14 protein-coding genes and 1 riboswitch are annotated in these 16,450 nt (G+C 67.6%); of the genes, 8 read left to right on the top strand and 6 right to left on the bottom strand.

Translation table 11 applies throughout. The features are described 5' to 3' along the window. Positions 1–28: 28 nt before the first annotated feature. From metH to AC07Z7_RS16885, 3 genes are all read right to left on the bottom strand, one after another. On the bottom strand, positions 29–2,779 hold the full coding sequence (metH, locus tag AC07Z7_RS16895) for a methionine synthase (RefSeq protein ID WP_494766974.1): 2,751 nt from the start codon (positions 2,777–2,779) through the stop codon (positions 29–31). 20 nt (positions 2,780–2,799) lie between these two features. Beyond that, positions 2,800–2,899: riboswitch (S-adenosyl-L-homocysteine riboswitch) on the bottom strand. A gap of 41 nt (positions 2,900–2,940) precedes the next feature. Beyond that, complete coding sequence (locus AC07Z7_RS16890; RefSeq protein ID WP_494766973.1) at positions 2,941–3,699, bottom strand: hypothetical protein; 759 nt, start codon at positions 3,697–3,699, stop codon at positions 2,941–2,943. Between the two features lie 88 nt (positions 3,700–3,787). Beyond that, on the bottom strand, positions 3,788–4,243 hold the full coding sequence (locus AC07Z7_RS16885) for a PACE efflux transporter (protein WP_494766972.1): 456 nt from the start codon (positions 4,241–4,243) through the stop codon (positions 3,788–3,790). Between the two features lie 74 nt (positions 4,244–4,317). On the opposite strand from AC07Z7_RS16885, the gene AC07Z7_RS16880 reads away from it, so the two are divergent. After that, complete coding sequence (locus tag AC07Z7_RS16880; protein ID WP_494766971.1) at positions 4,318–5,259, top strand: LysR family transcriptional regulator; 942 nt, start codon at positions 4,318–4,320, stop codon at positions 5,257–5,259. Between the two features lie 71 nt (positions 5,260–5,330). On the opposite strand, the gene AC07Z7_RS16875 is transcribed toward AC07Z7_RS16880, so the two are convergent. Next, the gene (locus tag AC07Z7_RS16875; RefSeq protein WP_494766970.1) at positions 5,331–6,146 is read right to left on the bottom strand and encodes an MBL fold metallo-hydrolase; all 816 of its coding nucleotides are present in this window, start codon (positions 6,144–6,146) and stop codon (positions 5,331–5,333) included. A 118-nt stretch (positions 6,147–6,264) separates the two neighbouring features. Between AC07Z7_RS16875 and AC07Z7_RS16870 the strand changes: the two genes are divergently transcribed. The 7 genes from AC07Z7_RS16870 to AC07Z7_RS16840 all read left to right on the top strand — a co-directional run bounded on the left by AC07Z7_RS16870 (position 6,265) and on the right by AC07Z7_RS16840 (position 14,697). Continuing rightward, a complete protein-coding gene (locus AC07Z7_RS16870) occupies positions 6,265–7,245 on the top strand; it encodes a helix-turn-helix domain-containing protein (RefSeq protein ID WP_494766969.1) in 981 nt (326 codons plus the stop codon). Between the two features lie 113 nt (positions 7,246–7,358). Further along, on the top strand, positions 7,359–7,760 hold the full coding sequence (locus AC07Z7_RS16865) for a GFA family protein (protein WP_494766968.1): 402 nt from the start codon (positions 7,359–7,361) through the stop codon (positions 7,758–7,760). A gap of 39 nt (positions 7,761–7,799) precedes the next feature. Next, positions 7,800–8,645, top strand: a complete 846-nt coding sequence (locus AC07Z7_RS16860; RefSeq protein WP_494766967.1) for a PPK2 family polyphosphate kinase — start codon at positions 7,800–7,802, stop codon at positions 8,643–8,645. Positions 8,646–8,861: 216 nt separating this feature from the next. Further along, complete coding sequence (locus AC07Z7_RS16855; RefSeq protein ID WP_494766966.1) at positions 8,862–10,166, top strand: Glu/Leu/Phe/Val family dehydrogenase; 1,305 nt, start codon at positions 8,862–8,864, stop codon at positions 10,164–10,166. A gap of 313 nt (positions 10,167–10,479) precedes the next feature. Then, positions 10,480–12,135 carry a class I adenylate-forming enzyme family protein gene (locus AC07Z7_RS16850; RefSeq protein ID WP_494766965.1) on the top strand — a complete coding sequence of 552 codons (1,656 nt, stop codon included), beginning with the start codon at positions 10,480–10,482 and terminating at the stop codon, positions 12,133–12,135. Next, positions 12,132–13,496 (top strand): MFS transporter, encoded by a 1,365-nt coding sequence (locus tag AC07Z7_RS16845; protein ID WP_494766964.1) that lies wholly within the window; start codon positions 12,132–12,134, stop codon positions 13,494–13,496. The genes AC07Z7_RS16850 and AC07Z7_RS16845 overlap by 4 nt, the downstream gene beginning before the upstream one ends. Positions 13,497–13,608: 112 nt before the next feature. Then, the gene (locus AC07Z7_RS16840; RefSeq protein WP_494766963.1) at positions 13,609–14,697 is read left to right on the top strand and encodes a sensor domain-containing diguanylate cyclase; all 1,089 of its coding nucleotides are present in this window, start codon (positions 13,609–13,611) and stop codon (positions 14,695–14,697) included. Positions 14,698–14,717: 20 nt separating this feature from the next. On the opposite strand, the gene AC07Z7_RS16835 is transcribed toward AC07Z7_RS16840, so the two are convergent. Together AC07Z7_RS16835 and AC07Z7_RS16830 are read right to left on the bottom strand one after the other, a co-directional pair. After that, positions 14,718–15,542, bottom strand: coding sequence for an EAL domain-containing protein (locus tag AC07Z7_RS16835; RefSeq protein WP_494766962.1), 825 nt, complete (start codon positions 15,540–15,542; stop codon positions 14,718–14,720). Positions 15,543–15,679: 137 nt separating this feature from the next. Continuing rightward, a partial coding sequence (locus tag AC07Z7_RS16830; RefSeq protein ID WP_494766961.1) for a hypothetical protein occupies positions 15,680–16,450 on the bottom strand: 771 nt, incomplete at its 5' end.

Below are 16,450 nucleotides of genomic sequence, written 5' to 3'. Positions count from 1 at the left end.
TGCCCCGACAGCTATCCAATCAATAGCATCACAGGTTCGGCGCCAGCAGCCGCTCCAGCACCTTCTCGTCCATGCCCCGGCGCTGGGCCATGTCGTGCAGTTGGTCTTCGCCGATTTTGCCGACGTTGAAGTACACCGCGTCAGGGTGGCCGATGTAGAAGCCGCTCACGCTGGCGGCGGGCATCATGGCCAGGCTTTCGGTGAGCGACATGCCGATTTCGTCGGCCTGCAGCACGCGGAACAGGTCGGTCTTGGCGCTGTGGTCCGGGCAGGCGGGGTAGCCGGGTGCGGGGCGGATGCCGCGGTACTTCTCGGCAATCATGTCGTCGTTGCTCAACTGCTCGCCCGCTGCGTAGCCCCACAGGTCGGTGCGCACGCGGTGGTGCAGGCATTCGGCAAAGGCTTCGGCCAGGCGGTCAGCCAGGCTCTTGAACATGATGGCGGAGTAGTCGTCCAGCGCGTCGATGAAGGCTTTTTCCTTCTTCTCCACACCCAGCCCGGCGGTGACGGCGAAGAGGCCCGCGTAGTCGGCAATGCCGCTGTCTTTGGGCGCCACAAAGTCGGCCAGGCAGCGGCTGGGGCGGGTCACGCCGTCGATGGTGTGCTTTTCGGCCTGCTGGCGCAGGCCGTACCAGGTCATGGCGACCTCGGTGCGGGTGTCGTCGGTGTAGAACTCGATGTCGTCGCCCACGCTGTTGGCGGGCAGCAGCGCCAGCACGCCGCTGGCCGTAAGCCAACGGCCTTCGATGATCTTTTTCAGCATGGCCTGGCCGTCGGCAAACACGCGCGTGGCTTCCACACCCACCACTTCGTCGGTGAGGATAGCGGGGTAGGGGCCGGCCAAGTCCCAGGTCTGGAAGAACGGGCCCCAGTCGATGTACTTGGCCAGTTCGGCCAGGTCGAAGTTCTTGAACACGCGGCGGCCCAGCGCGCGGGGCACGGTGGGCTGGTAGGCCGACCAGTCGATCGGCGTCTTGTTGGCGCGGATCTTGGCCAGGGGCCACAGGGGTGTGGCCTTTTTGTTGGCGTGCTGGGTGCGCACTTTTTCGTAGTCGGCGTTCAGCTCATCCACGTAGCTCTGCACGCCGTCGCCCAGCAGGCTTTGCGCCACGCTCACGCTGCGCGAGGCGTCGGGCACATAGACCACGGGGCCTTCGTAGTGCGGCGCGATCTTGACGGCGGTGTGCACGCGGCTGGTGGTGGCGCCGCCGATGAGCAGCGGGATCTTCTTGACGCGGAAATGCTCGTCCTTCTGCATCTCGCCGGCCACGTACTGCATCTCTTCGAGGCTGGGGGTGATGAGGCCCGACAGACCCACGATGTCCGCCCCCTCGACCTTGGCCTTGGCCAGGATCTCGTGGCAGGGCACCATCACGCCCATGTTCACCACCTCGAAGTTGTTGCACTGGAGCACGACGGTGACGATGTTCTTGCCGATGTCGTGCACGTCGCCCTTGACGGTGGCGATCACGATCTTGCCCTTGCTGCGCACGTCGCGCCCGGCCAGTTCGTCCTGGCGCTTTTCTTCCTCGATGTAGGGAATCAGGTGGGCCACGGCCTGTTTCATCACGCGCGCGCTTTTCACCACCTGGGGCAGGAACATCTTGCCCGCGCCGAACAGATCGCCCACCACGTTCATGCCATCCATGAGCGGGCCTTCGATGACGTGCAGCGGGCGACCGCCCTTGGCCAGGATCTCGCGGTAAGCCTCTTCGGTGTCTTCGGTGATGAAGTCGGTGATGCCATGCACCAGCGCATGGCTCAGGCGCTCGCCCACGGTCTTGGGGTGCTCGGGCGTGCCGCGCCATTCAAGCTTCTTGCTTTCGTCCTTGGCGCCGCTCTTGGCCGTTTCGGCAATCTCGACCAGGCGCTCGCCCGCGTCCGGGCGGCGGTTGAGCACCACGTCCTCCACGCGCTCGCGCAGCGTGGGCTCCAGGTCGTCGTACACGCCCACCATGCCCGCGTTGACGATGCCCATGTCCATGCCGGCCTTGATGGCGTGGTACAGGAACACGGTGTGGATGGCCTCGCGCACCGGGTCGTTGCCACGGAAGCTGAACGACACGTTGGACACGCCGCCGCTGACCTTCGCGCCCGGCAGGTTCTGCTTGATCCAGCGCGTTGCTTCGATGAAATCGACCGCGTAGTTGTTGTGCTCCTCAATGCCCGTGGCCACGGCAAAGATGTTGGGGTCGAAGATGATGTCTTCGGGCGGGAAGCCCACCTCATCCACCAGCACGCGGTAGGCGCGCTCGCAGATCTCGATCTTGCGGGCGTAGGTGTCGGCCTGGCCCACTTCGTCAAACGCCATCACCACGGCGGCGGCGCCGTAGCGCTTCACGAGGCGCGCCTCGTGCTTGAACTTCTCCACGCCCTCCTTCATGCTGATGGAGTTGACGATGCCCTTGCCCTGGATGCAGCGCAGCCCGGCCTCGATCACGTCCCACTTGGAGCTGTCCACCATGATGGGCACGCGGGCGATGTCGGGCTCGGACGCGATGAGTTGCAGAAACCGCACCATGGCGGCCTTGCTGTCGAGCATGGCCTCGTCCATGTTGATGTCGATGACCTGCGCGCCGTTTTCCACCTGCTGGCGCGCCACGGCCAGGGCCTCTTCGTACTGGCCGTTCAGGATCATGCGCGCGAACGCCTTGGAGCCGGTGACGTTGGTGCGCTCGCCGATGTTGACGAACAGCGTGCCCTCGCCAATGGAGACAGGCTCCAGGCCGGACAGCTTCATGGGGGGCAGGGACGGGGCAGACGCGGACATAGGACTCACCTGTGCAGGGGCAGCAGAAAAACAGGTGAGCGTCGTTGCGGTGGGGCTTGAATAGCTTTTGGGTACCCAAGCCTGACGGCCCCGTCGTGGTGAGAGGCCGCTGCAACGCTCCTTGGGCAGAAGCGGATTTTACCGGGTGATACTAGCTGGCGTTCGCCGCATCAACGCACAGGCAGGAATTGCAAAAAGGTGCCGCCCACAATGCCCTGCACGTAACTGATGGCGGCGCGGCGGTACTTTTCGGTGGTGAACGCGGCCAGCAGGTCCAGCCGCGCGATGATCTTGCCGAACTCGCGCTCGAAGCTCAGGTTGCGGCCCTGCTGGCCGATCTCGTCGGCCAGCAGCAGGGGCTGGCCCTGGGCGTTGCGGCGCTGCGCCAGCAGCCACACGGCGGTCTCGACGTTGCGCGCGGCGTTGTAGAGGTGCTGGGCATCCATGCCGTCGAGCAAGAAGAACTCGGTCTTGCCGCCGTGGGCGGTGATGATCATGTCGGCCGTGGCGTGGATGAAGGCCGCCACGCGGTCGCCAGCGAATTCCGGAGCCAGCGCGAGCGCCATGGCGGCGATGTCGCGGCGGCCCTGCAGTGGGGCCCAGGGCTGGCGCTGCAGCACGGCGGTGCGCAGCTGCTCCAGCGCCTGCTCGCGGCTGGTGGCGCTGCCCTTGCGCCATTCGGCGGGGTTGCGGCGGTAGAGCTTGTCGGCCAGGCGCAGCAGGCCGTCCAGGTTCTCCTGCATGGCCAGGGTGGCCATGCGGTTGGCGTCGGACTGGGCCAGTTCGGCGGCATGGGTGGGCGCACCCGTCACCTCGCCGCGCGGCGTGGGGGCGTTGCTGGCGCAGCCTGCCAGCACGCAGCAGGCCGCCAAGCCAGCCCACCGGCCCGGCAATCCCCGCAGCAGCAGCAACAAAAACGGCCCTCTCATGGGGCCGATTATGGGTGGCGGCTGAGCGCCCCTGACCGCCGCCGAACTGCGTTTGACATTGTTTGAAGAAGCGCGCTCTAGGCTGTTGTTACGACGCTGCCAGGGCCGAAGCGGGCAGGCCGAACAGGTGGTCAAACACCCAGTTGAAAACAAAGGTGTAGCAAAGGAAGAACACGATGAGCCCCAGGTCCATCACAAACGCGTGCCACAGGCTCACGCCGAACCACCAGGCAAACAGCGGCACCAGCGTGAAGACCAGGCCACCCTCGAACCCGATGGCGTGCGCCACGCGCCGCGCCACGCTGCGGCCGCGCACGGGCTGGCGCGCCTCCCAGCGCTCGAACGCCCAGTTGAAGACGATGTTCCAGACGATGGCGATCACCGACGCCGCCACCGCCACCACGCTCGAATGCCCCGCGCCCTGGCCCGTGAGCAGCGCCAGGCCCACCGTGGCGGCGCCGATGGCGATCAGTTCGTACAGGGTCACGTAGATCACGCGGCGCTTGACGCCTTGCAGGCCAAAAAGAGTGGGTGTCTTGTCCATGGCCGGTACTTTATATTCGCCGTACTGACACATAAAGTCAGCTTGTTTCAGTTTTACTGATAAATCAAACGACCATGGCCTTCAATTCCGACAGCGTGCAGGTGTTTCTAACCGTGCTCGACCAGGGCTCGTTCTCGGCCGCCGCGCGGGCGCTGTCGCGCGTGCCCTCGGCTGTGAGCATGACGATGGCGCACCTGGAGGCCGAGCTGGACATCCAGCTTTTTGACCGCAGCGGCCGCGAGCCCCGCCCCACAGCGGCGGCACGTGCGCTGGAGCCCCAGGCCCGGCTGCTGGCCCAGCAGCTGCAGCAGCTCAACGCCCAGGCACTGGCGCTGACCCAGGGGCTGGAAGAGCGCCTGACCCTGGCCATCGCCCCCGAGCTGCTGGCCGCGCGCTGGCGGGGGCCGCTGGCGGCGCTGGCGCACGAATACCCGCTGCTGCAGGTCGAGGTGCTGGCCGCGCCGCAGGTGGACGCGCTGGCGCTGCTGCACAGCGGGCGAGCCCAGTTGGCGCTGGTGTTTGAACGGCCCAGCATCGACGGGCGCGAGGGGTTTCAGGAGGTGGGCACCGAAACCCTGGTGGCCGTGATCGCTCCCGATCACCCCGTGCTGGCCGGGGCCCGTGCGGCCGCCCAGGCACGCGGCGAGCCGCCCGCGGGCGCCATGCTGCGCGAGGAGCACCTCACCACCACGCGCCAGATCGTGGTGGCCAGCCGCGACCTGGGGCAGACCGACCCGCGTTTTGTGTTTGCCCGCCACCACTGGCGCACCGACAACCACCTGGCCGCGCTGGGCCTGATCGAGGCTGGCCTGGGCTGGGGCTGGCAGCCGCGCGCGCTGGTGCAGCCGCGCATCGCGGCGGGCACGCTGGTGGAGATGCCGTTTGAAAACCTCAGCAACGGCACGGCGCTGTGGGTGGATGTGGTGTGGTCCAAGGAACGGCCGCTGGGCCTGGGCGCGGCGCGGTTTGTGGCGCTGATGCGCGACAGCGCCACGCCGCAGGGCGCGGCCCGGTGAGGCGTTCAGGGCAATAAACTGGTGTCAAAAACGGCCTTTCCGCCCGTCCATATTGCCTCATAAGCTATTACTTACATAGCAACCTGCGCCGTCACAGCCTGGTACTCCCGGCACTCGCCGTCCTCCGGCACCCACAGGCGGTGGGCCCAGCCGCCGTCCAGCGCCAGCTGGCGCACCGCTGCGCGCTTAGTGGGGCAATGGTCCAGCGCTTCCAGGTGGTTCACCACCAGCGCCCCGGGGGTCAATCGCGCGGCTTCGGCCATGTCGACGGCATCCATGAGGATTTCTGCGCCCAGGTCAAAACGCGCACCCCCAGCGGGCAGCACGGCTACATCGGGCTGCAGGCGCGCCAGGCAGTCGCGCACCGTGGGCGTGAGCATGGTGTCGCCCGCCAAGTAGACGCTGGGCTCGCCCGGCAGCTCCAGCAGGTAGCCGTGGCCATGCTCCATCAGGCGGCCGACCCAACCGGTGCCGTGCACACAGGGGATGGGCGTGATGTGGCCGCCCAGCACCAGCGGCTGGCGCCCTGGCCCCGCCAGCGGGTGCACCTGCAGGCCCCGCTGCGCGAGGTAGCCCGCGTCGTGCGGCATGCACAGCACGGGGATCTGCCGCTCGCGCAGAAAGCGCTTGCCCATGCGGTCCAGGTGATCGAAGTGGCCACGCTGGCAATGGGTGATGAGGGCGTGGGTCACGCGCTGCAACAGCGCGTCCGTGCCTGCGGGCAGTTCCACGATGGGGTTGCGCTGGCGCCCCGCGCCCAGGTAGCGCAGTGCGGGCAGGCTGCCCCGGGGCGCGAGCATGGGGTCCACCAGCAGGCCCACGGGGCGGCCCTCGGCGGGAGTGAATTCAAGCAACACGGTGGCGTTGCGCAACTGGGTGATCTGCATGGCGGGGCTCCAGGGGCGGTGGGAATGCCATGGATTGTTGGGATTCTGGGGTGCAGAGAAAATGGCTAGCCTTGACAACTTCTTTCCATTTCAGGCCACCTGCGCTGAAGCTACTGCCATGCCCTCATCCCCCCCACCACCCCTGCGCCTGGCGCTGCTGCTCTACCCCGGCTGCATGCCCGCCGGCCTGTTTGCCACGGCCGACCTCGCACGTGCCGCCAACCTGCGCGCGCAGCGCACCGTGGTCACCACCTGCTGGGCGGGGGTGGAGCTGGCGCCCGTGCCCACCTGGCAGGGCCCGGCCCTCACACCCGGCGTGACGCTGGCGCAGGCCGAGGTGGATGCGGTGCTGGTGCCCGGCCTGTGGCTGTCGTCACCCGACGGCTGGCAGGCGCCTGCGCTGCAGCAGCAGCTGGCACCCGCCGTGGCGGCGTTGCGCGCCCTGCCCCGTCGCACCCGGGTATGGAGCTACTGCGCCGGTGTGGCACTGGCCGCCGCCAGTGGCCGCTTGCGCGGGCGCGGCGCCACAGCCACCTGGTGGCTGCGCGCGGCGCTGGAGCATCAGTTTGGCGCCGTGCACTGGCGCTTTGACGAGCCGCTGGTGGAAGACGGCCCCGCCACCACCGCCGCAGGTGCCAACGGCCACCTGCCGCTGATGCTGCACGCGCTGGCCCAGCGGCTCGATGCCGCCGCACTGGGCGATCTGCAGTCGCTGCTGATGCTGCCGCGCCCCCGCACCACCCACCCCGCGTTCGCAGGCCATGACCTGATGGCTGTGACCGATCCCACCCTGCGCCGCGCGCTGCTGTGGGTGCAGCGTTGCCCCGCCACCGCGCTGCGCCTGCCCGCGCTGGCCGATGCACTGGCCCTGTCGCCCCGCACGCTGGCACGCCGGGTGCAGGCGCACACGGGGCTGTCGGCCGCGCTGTGGATGCGGCGCATCAAGCTGCGCCAGGTGGGCGAGGCGCTGTGCGACACGCCCCTGCCGCTCAAGCGCATTGCCGAAGATTTGGGCTTTGCGAGCGAGGCGGGCCTGCACCGCGCGTTCCAGCAGGCCACGGGGCAGACACCGCTGGCCTACCGCATGGCACATGGTTGAAGGCCACAGGGGTCGGTGAATACGAGGGCACCTTGCATCGTTCATCCCAACGATGACCGCCGGGCCATCCTTTGCGATCATGTCTACCGGCCACCACGGCCAGGAGTGAACCCATGCCCACCACCCACACCGCCACCTGCCACTGCGGCGCCGTTGCCGTCGAAGCCACGCTGGACCTGTCCCAGCCCACCTACCGCTGCAACTGCAGCATCTGCCGCCGCACCCGCTTCTGGCCTGCGGTGGCCTTGCCGGGTGGCTTTCGCATCGTGCGGGGGCAGGACGACCTCACGCGCTACACCTTCGGCACCCACAAAAACCACCACTACTTCTGCCGCCACTGCGGCGTGCGCGTGTTTGGCCACGGCACCGACACGCCCATGGGCGAGATGTATGGCGTGAACGTGGGCTGCATCGACGGCCTGGCGGACGAAGACCTCGCGCGCCTGGCGGTGGTACGGGTGGACGGCCTGCACGACCAGTGGCAGCAGGCCCCGGCGCACAGCGGGTATCTTTGACATTCCGGCGCATTGCGCCGCCCTGCCAGGAGCCCGCCCATGCCTTCACCTTTTGCCGCCGCCCCGTCCTCCCTCTTGCAGCGCCTGCAGCCCTGGCAACCGCCGGGCAAGCACATGTCGCTGGACGACATCGACCCCGGCGCCAAACCGTTCTCGCTGGGCGACAAGGCCCGCGACAAGGCCGCGGTGGAAGAACTGGCGGTGGAGCTGGATGCGCTGCAGAACCTGTTCTACGCCGACAAGCGCTACAAGCTGCTGGTGGTGCTGCAGGGCACCGACACGGCGGGCAAGGACGGCGCCATCCGGGGCGTGTTCGGCCGCATGAGCGCCCTGGGCGTGCACGCCGTGGGCTGGAAGGCCCCCACCGAGACCGAGCGCGCCCACGACTACCTCTGGCGCATCCACCAGCAGGTGCCGCAGGCGGGCGACATCACCGTGTTCAACCGCAGCCATTACGAAGATGTGCTGGTGCCTGTGGTCAATGGCTGGATCACGCCCGAACAGCACCAGCAGCGGCTGGCGCACATCAACGACTTCGAGCGCATGCTCAGCGAGACGGGCACCATCGTGCTGAAGTTCTTGCTGCACATCGGCAAGGACGAGCAGCGCGAGCGCCTGCAGGAGCGGCTGGACGACCCCGCCAAGCACTGGAAGTTCAGCATGGGCGACATCGACGCACGCAAGCAGTGGGCCGACTACCGCCGTGCCTACAACACGCTGCTGGCCGCCACCCACACGCCCTGGGCGCCCTGGACCATCGTGCCCGCCGACTCCAAGACGCACCGCAACCTGATGGTTGCCACGGTGCTGCGTGCGGTGCTGCAGAACCTGGACCTGCGCTACCCGACGGGCGACCCAGCGCTGGCGCATTTCACCGTCGAGTAGCCCTGCGCACCGGGCCCGGGCAGATCCGGACAGCAGGTCGCGAAACGCGCTTTTGAGCCTGCGCTGCAGCCCTCATTCTTGCTGCAGTGCCGCATAAACAGGCGCTCTCCGATGGTTATGCACAATTTGCATAGCACTGAAACACTCCGGCCTTAGACAGCGTGCGGACACAGGCATAAGCTTCGCGGCTTGAACTGATCCCACAAGGAATTCACCATGTCTTCATCCACTGGCGCTGCCAGCACCACCCACTCCCTGCCCTCGTACCTGCAGGCCGACCACCTCGGCCCCTGGGGCAACTACCTGCAGCAGGTGGACCGCGTCACCCCTTACCTGGGCAGCCTGGCGCGTTGGGTGGAAACGCTCAAGCGCCCCAAGCGCATCCTGATCGTGGATGTGCCGATCGAGCTGGACAACGGCACCATCGCCCACTACGAAGGCTACCGCGTGCAGCACAACCTGAGCCGGGGCCCCGGCAAGGGCGGCGTGCGCTTCCACCAGGACGTGACGCTGTCGGAAGTGATGGCCCTGTCGGCCTGGATGTCGGTGAAGAACGCGGCGGTGAACGTGCCTTACGGCGGTGCCAAGGGCGGCATCCGCGTGGACCCCAAGAAGCTGTCGATGGGTGAGCTGGAGCGCCTGACGCGCCGCTACACCAGCGAAATCGGCCTGCTCATCGGCCCCTCCAAGGACATCCCTGCCCCCGACGTGAACACCAACGGCCAGGTCATGGCCTGGATGATGGACACGTACTCGATGAACGTGGGCGCCACCGCCACCGGTGTGGTCACCGGCAAGCCCGTGGACCTGGGCGGCTCGCTGGGCCGCGTCGAAGCCACCGGCCGGGGTGTGTTCACCGTGGGCGTGGAGGCCGCCAAGCTGACCGGCCTGCATCTGGACGGCGCCCGCGTGGCCGTGCAGGGCTTTGGCAATGTGGGCGGCATTGCTGCCAAGCTGTTTGCCGAAGCAGGCGCCAAGGTGGTGGCTGTGCAAGACCACACCGGCACCATCTTCAACAGCAAGGGCGTGGATGTGCCCGCACTGCTGGCGCATGTGAAGGCACGCGGTGGCGTGGGCGGCTTTGCGGGTGCCGACGTGATGAAGGCCGAGGAGTTCTGGGGCGTGGATTGCGAGATCCTGATCCCTGCCGCCCTCGAAGGCCAGATCACCAAGGACAACGCGGGCCAGATCAAGGCCAAGCTCGTGATCGAAGGCGCCAACGGCCCCACGACCACCGAGGCCGACGACATCCTGCACGACAAGGGCGTGCTGGTGCTGCCCGACGTGATCGCCAACGCCGGCGGCGTGACGGTGAGCTACTTTGAGTGGGTGCAGGACTTCTCCAGCTTCTTCTGGAGCGAGGACGAGATCAACGCCCGCCTGGTGCGCATCATGCAAGAGGCCTTTGCGGGCATCTGGCAGGTGTCGCAAGAGCACAAGGTGAGCCTGCGCACCGCCACCTTCATCGTGGCCTGCCAGCGCATCCTGCACGCCCGCGAAATGCGTGGCCTGTACCCATAAGCCATCGCCCGCACCTTCGGCCCGCTCCTACCCGGGGCAGGCCGTCACACCCACCGCCAGCCGCTGCGATCCAGCCCTGGCGGTTTTTTTCTGGCCTGTACATCGCCAGGCATCCAGCGGCCGATCTGGAATTTGTTGTGCAGCGGCGACGCGAACCCCGATGCATGCCCGCCGTTTGGGGAGCCAGAACGACCGCGCAGGCGAATCCGAAACATAAAGATACGTACACATACAAATGGTCATCTCTTGACACGTCTCGGCGTGAAAAACTTCCTGGACACAGTTTCAACAAGCCCTCTCCAGGGAGACTCCGATGGCTTTCCCATCCTTGCGCAGCCTTGTTGCGCGTTTTCTGCTCAACCGCCTGCGCACCGCGCGCTCGGTGGCGCGCCTGGCCTACCGCCGCCATGCCCACAAGCCTGCGCTGATTGACCGGCGCGGCACCCTCACCTACGCCCAGCTGCAGGACCGCGTGTACCGCCTGCAGGCCTGGATGCAGGCGCAGGGGGTGAAGAAGGGCGATGTGGTCTTCACCTGGCTGCCCGAGACGGGCGAGCAGTACGAAACCCGGCTGGCCACCTTCGAGAACGGCACCATCTTTGCCAGCTTCCACAAACACCTGCCCGCTGACGCGGCGCTCACCACCATGGGCCGCGTCAAGCCCACGGTGTTCATCCACGACCCGCTGCTGAGCGCCCCCATCCTGCAGGCCGTGCGCGAACAGCTGCCCGGTCTGCGCACGCTGGCGCTGGGCGACGAATACGAACAGGCCCTGGCACAGCATGCGCCCGCAGCGGGCACGGCCGATGTGCACGAGGACGATGTGTTCGCGCTGCACATGACCTCTGGCACCACGGGCCTGCCCAAGTCCATCGGCTACAGCAACCGCAAGTACCTGGACAGCGTGCGCCTGATCTCGCGCGCCATCGACTTCAAGCCGCCCGCCAACGGGCCGGACGTGAACATGCTGGGCCTGCCGCTCACCGGCCCGGGCTCGGGCCTGGTGCTGCCCACGCTGCTGGCAGGTGCGGCACTCATGATGCCCGAAGACTTCCGCGCCACCACGCTGGCAGGGCTGATCCAGAAGCACCGCGTATCGCGCGCCTTCCTCTCGCCCTCGGCCATCATCGACCTGCTGGACGAGCCCACACTGGACCGCTACGACCTGTCGTCCCTGACCCATGTGCCCTATGGCTCCGAGATGATGCCCGCGCCCAAGATCGCCGAGGCCATCCGCCGCTTCGGGCCCATCTTTCAGCAGGGCTACGGTTGCCTGGAGGCCCTGCCCCCCATCACCTGGCTGCTGCCCCACGAGCATGTGGACGCGCAGGGCAACCCGCTGGGCAACGACATCCTCTCTACCGTGGGCCGTGTGATGCCGGGGGTGGAGGTGGTGATCCGCGACGATCAGTTTGCGCCGCTGCCCCCGGGCCAGATGGGCCTGATCACCGTGATGACACCCGTGCGGTTTGAGGGCTACTGGCTGGACCCCGAAAAGACCAGCGAAACCCTGCGCGATGGCTGGGTGGTGATGGGCGATGTGGGTTATTTCGACGCCGCAGGCTACCTGCATGTGCTGGGCCGCAGCGCCGACCGCGTGACGCGCAATGGCCACGCGCTCAACCCGCGCGAGATCGAGGAGGTGGCGCATTGCCACCCCGCGGTGAAGGAGGCCTGCCTGGTGCAGCACGGCAGTGCCGCCGTGCTGGTGGTGAGCCTGCGGCAAAGCTGGCGCAGCGACCGCAGCACGCAGCCGCTGGAGCATGACCTGGCGGAATTTCTCGTGCAGCACCTGCCGGTGCAGATGCAGCCCGACGATGTGCGGGTGGTGCCCGAGATCCCGCGCAGCTTCCTCAACAAGATGCTGCGCCGCGAAGTGCGCCTGATGCTGGAAGCCACACCGCCCCGCACACCTGCTCCTGCGGTCGCTGACCAGATCCCCGGCCAACCCGCTGTCGCGCACCCATGAGTCTCTCCGCGAACCGCCTGAGCCTGGGCACCAAACTCGGCTACGCCGTGGGCAATATCGGCCTGCAGATGCTGATTGCCGCCATGAGTTTTCTGCTCATGATTTTCTATACCGACGTGGCCCTGGTACCGCCTGCCGTGGCGGGCGCGGCGCTGCTGGTGGGCAAGGTCTGGGACACCATCAACGACCCGCTGTTTGGCTGGATGACCGACCGCACCCGATCGCGCCATGGCCGCCACCGCGTGTACCTGATCTACGGCGCCATCCCGCTGGGGCTGGCGGCTGCGGCTGTGTGGATGGTGCCGCCAGGCCTCTCGCCCGTGGCCGCCTTCCTGTGGATCGCCATCACCTACACCGTGTTCGACACGCTGATGACCCTGGTGCAGCTGCCCTACCAGGCCATGGCCGCCAACATGACGCAGGACTACGACGAGCGCACCAGCCTCACGGCCTTTGCGTCGATGGGTGCACTGCTGGGCTTTTTTGCGGGCAGCGTGCTCATGCCCGTGCTGGTGCGCGCCGCACCCGATGCGCGCACGGGCTACGCGCTGGCGGGCGCCGTGTTTGGCCTGGTGGCCGGCATGGCCGTGGCCGTGGTGGCCTGGCGCGTGCGCGAGCCTGCAACCAGTGCCCCCGCAGCTGCCGAGGCCCACGCAGCGCCCCTGTGGGCCAGCGTGCGCGCCACGCTGGGCACCACGCTGCACAACCGCCCTTTTCTGCTGCTGATGAGTGCCGCCACCCTGGTGCGCCTGGGCCTCACGCTGGTGCAGGCCTCGCTGGCCTACTTCGTGATCTACCAGCTGCAGGGCGACAAGGGCGACCTGCCCCGCTTCATGGGCATCCTGCTCGGGGTGGTGGGGCTGTCGCTGTTTGTGTGGAAGGTCGTGGTAGATCGCTGGGAGAAGAACCGGGCCTACATCCTCGGGCTGGTCTTGTGCGCAGCCGGGCTGCTCGCGCTGTACTGGGTCAAGCCCGGTGACCGGCACCTGATGACCGCGATCCTGGTGGTGGTGGGCATTGGCATGGGCGCGCACTGGATCGTGCCCTTTGCCATGGTGCCCGACACCATCGACCACGGCCACATGCAGGCGGGCGAGCGTCAGACCGGCATGTACTACGGGCTCTACGGCCTGATGGACAAACTCGCGCGCACACTCGCCACGGTGCTGGTGGCAGGCATGCTGGACGTGACGGGCTATGTGCCCAACGTGGCACAGTCGGCCGATGCGCTGCAGGGCATCACCCTGATGACCGGCGTGCTGCCCGGGCTGTGCCTGGTGCTGGCGATTCCGCTGCTGCTGGCATACCCCATCACGCGCTCGCGCCACGCCGAGATTCGGGGCCACACCGGCATGCGCTGATCCTGCGCAAAGCCTGGGTGGAGGGTCTTTGCGTGCAGGGGCACCGCCGCCTGCGGGGATCGTGTACCTTCCAGCGGACCTGCAACCCAAACCGGTTCCCCGCACCACACCCATGACGGAATGGCCGCCGCCCCCACCCGCTGACAACGCGCGCATCCAGGCGGCGCTCCTTGATCCCGAGCGGCTGGCAGCGGTGCAGGACACCGGCTTGCTGGACAGCATTGCGGAAGAGAGCTTTGACCGGCTGACCCGGCTGGCCGCCAAGATCACCGGGGCGCCCGTCGCCTTCGTCTCGTTGCTGGATGCACACCGCGACTTCTACAAAAGCACGTTCGGCATGGACGCGCCATTGAGCACCCTGCGGCAACTCACAGGGCGCACCTTCTGCCACTATTCCCTGGTGTCCGACGGGCCCCTGGTGCTGGAAGACGCCACGCAGCTGCCGGTGTTCCGCGACGTGCCCACCGTGGCGTCCCTGGGGGTGCGGGCCTATGCGGGCATTCCCCTGAAAACCGAGGCAGGCCAGGTGCTAGGCAGCTTTTGCGCGGTGGATTTCAAGGCCAAGCAGTGGACCGAGCAGGACATCGACATCTTGCAGGAGCTGGCGCACTCGGCCATGCGCGAGATCCGGCTGCGGCGCGCATTGCACGACGCCAAGGCGCTCAACCAGCAGCTGGTGCAGCAGCTGCGCAAGGTGGACGAGCTGAACCAGGCACTCCACGAGCTGGCCCGGACCGACCCGCTCACCGGCCTGCGCAACCGGCGTGCTTTTGACGACAGCCTGGGGCTGGAAATCGCCGCCGTCGAACGCACGCGGTCACCCCTGAGCCTGCTGGTGCTGGACGTGGACCATTTCAAGCAGATCAATGACAGCTTCGGCCACGACGCCGGGGACAAGGTGCTGCGCTCCATCGCCCAGGTGCTCAGCGGCTGCGTGCGGATCATCGACATCGTGGCGCGGGTGGGCGGCGAAGAATTTGCGGTGATCCTGCCCCACACCGACGCGCAAGGCGCCCACGAGGTGGCCCAGCGCATGCGCGCCGCAGTGGCCCAGGCCAGCTGGCTGAGCCAGCCCACCACCATCAGCATTGGCGCTGCCAGTCTGCGCACTGCCGAGACCGCCTGCAGCCTGTATGCGCGGGCAGACGCCGCGCTGTACGCCGCCAAAAAGTCCGGGCGCAACCGCGTGGTGGCAGGGTAGGCGCCGCGCCACACAGACGCTCAGCGGGGCGGGATGTCGAGCGCCAAGGCGTCCACCGTGGCCACCGAGCGAAAGGCCGGTTTGGCAAACAGGTAGCCCTGCATCAGGCGGATGCCCGCGTCGAACAGGAAATCACGCTCTGCGGGCGTCTCGATGCCCTCGGCCACGACCTGGATGCCCATGTCTTCGCACAGACGCACCAGATTGCGCACGATGGCTTGGCGGGCGCGGTTGGTATCGACGTTGCGGATCAGGTCCATGTCGATCTTGATGATGTCGGGCTGAAAATCCGACAGCAGCTTCAAGCCTGCAAAACCGGCGCCAAAGTCGTCAATGGCGGTCTGGAATCCGCAGCGCTTGTACTCGCGCAGGATCTGGGCAAACCAGGGGCCGTCCTCAATGCGCTCGCCCTCGGTCACTTCGAAGATGATCTGAGACAGTGGAAAACCATGGGCCCGGGCCGCCTCCAGCGTGGTGCGGATGCACACCTCGGGCTTGTAGATCGCATTGGGCAGGAAGTTGATCGACACCGGCTGCGTCAGTCCCAGCTCGGCCGCGCCCTTGATGGCCTTGACCCGGCAGGCCTGGTCGAAGCGGTAGCGGTTGTGGTCGTTGACCTGCGACAGCACGGTCGCAGCGCCCTCGCCGTTGGGGCCCCGCACCAGGGCTTCGTGCGCAAAGACCACGCGGCGCCCAACGTCCACGATGGGCTGGTAGGCATAGTCAAACTGAAAGCCCAGGCCCACGGCCTTGCCGCAGTCATCGCAGTCACGGGGCGTGCCACCCAGCGGCACAAAATCCGCAGGGAAGGCGGGGTTGGACGGGGAGAGGGGAAGCACGCGCATGGATCCGATTCTCCGTTCGATTCACAAGACAGACAGGGTTGCAGGATTTGACCTCGCGCAGGCCACCTGCTGCAAGTGGCCCTGCGCAAAGACCGGCGTGCGGCGCCCCCCCAACTTCAATTTCGCGGTTCCGTACATCAGGCACTGGGCACCGGCCCCACCGGCTCGGGCGGCAGCACACCCCGCATCGCCAGGCAAAACGGCTGCACACAGGCTGCCCGTGCCGCATAGGGGCAGCCCACCGTTTCGCACAGGCCCGATGCGCCGTTGCGCGCGCGGTCTTCCTCGCGGGGCACCTGGCCGCTGGCCTGCAGCACGGCCATCTGCGTCCACGGGTCGAGGCGGCCCGTGGCCTGCTGCAGCATGTCGCGGCCATAGACGGTGGCCGCCAGCTGGGGCTGAAAGTCCAGCACAAGCAGCGCACTGGTGCGCGGCGCAGCAGCGTCGGCCCCTTGCAGCACCAAGGCCAGCACGCCCGACTGCAGCGCCTGCGCGGGGCCTGCAAACGGCACCTGCAGCGGCATGGCCGCCGAGGGGCCCGCAGCCCCCTGCGCAGATGCAGGCGTGGGCGCTGGCGGCTGCGATGCGATCCAGGGGACCGGCACGCGCAAGGTCAGCGCAAAACTGCGCGGCCCTTCGGGGGTCAGCACCGCGCCCTGGCGCACCAGCCAGGTCTGCAGCGGCGGTGTGTCTGCGTCCAGCGCCCCACGCTCCAGGGCCTGCGCCAGCCCCACGGGCCAGGGCTGCGCGGCCACCACCCGCTGCGGGGCACCACTGCCTGCCGTGAGCTGCTCCACCAGCGCACGCACCATGCCCATCTGCGGTGCGCCGAGGCCGGTGGTGGGCCAGTCCGCGCCCCGCACGGGAGCCGCACCCGCTGCGGGGGCGGGTGCCCCCACGGGCAGCGG

This window comes from Acidovorax sp. GW101-11A03, from assembly GCF_059424825.1.
This window is presented reverse-complemented; position numbering and strand designations above follow the sequence as displayed.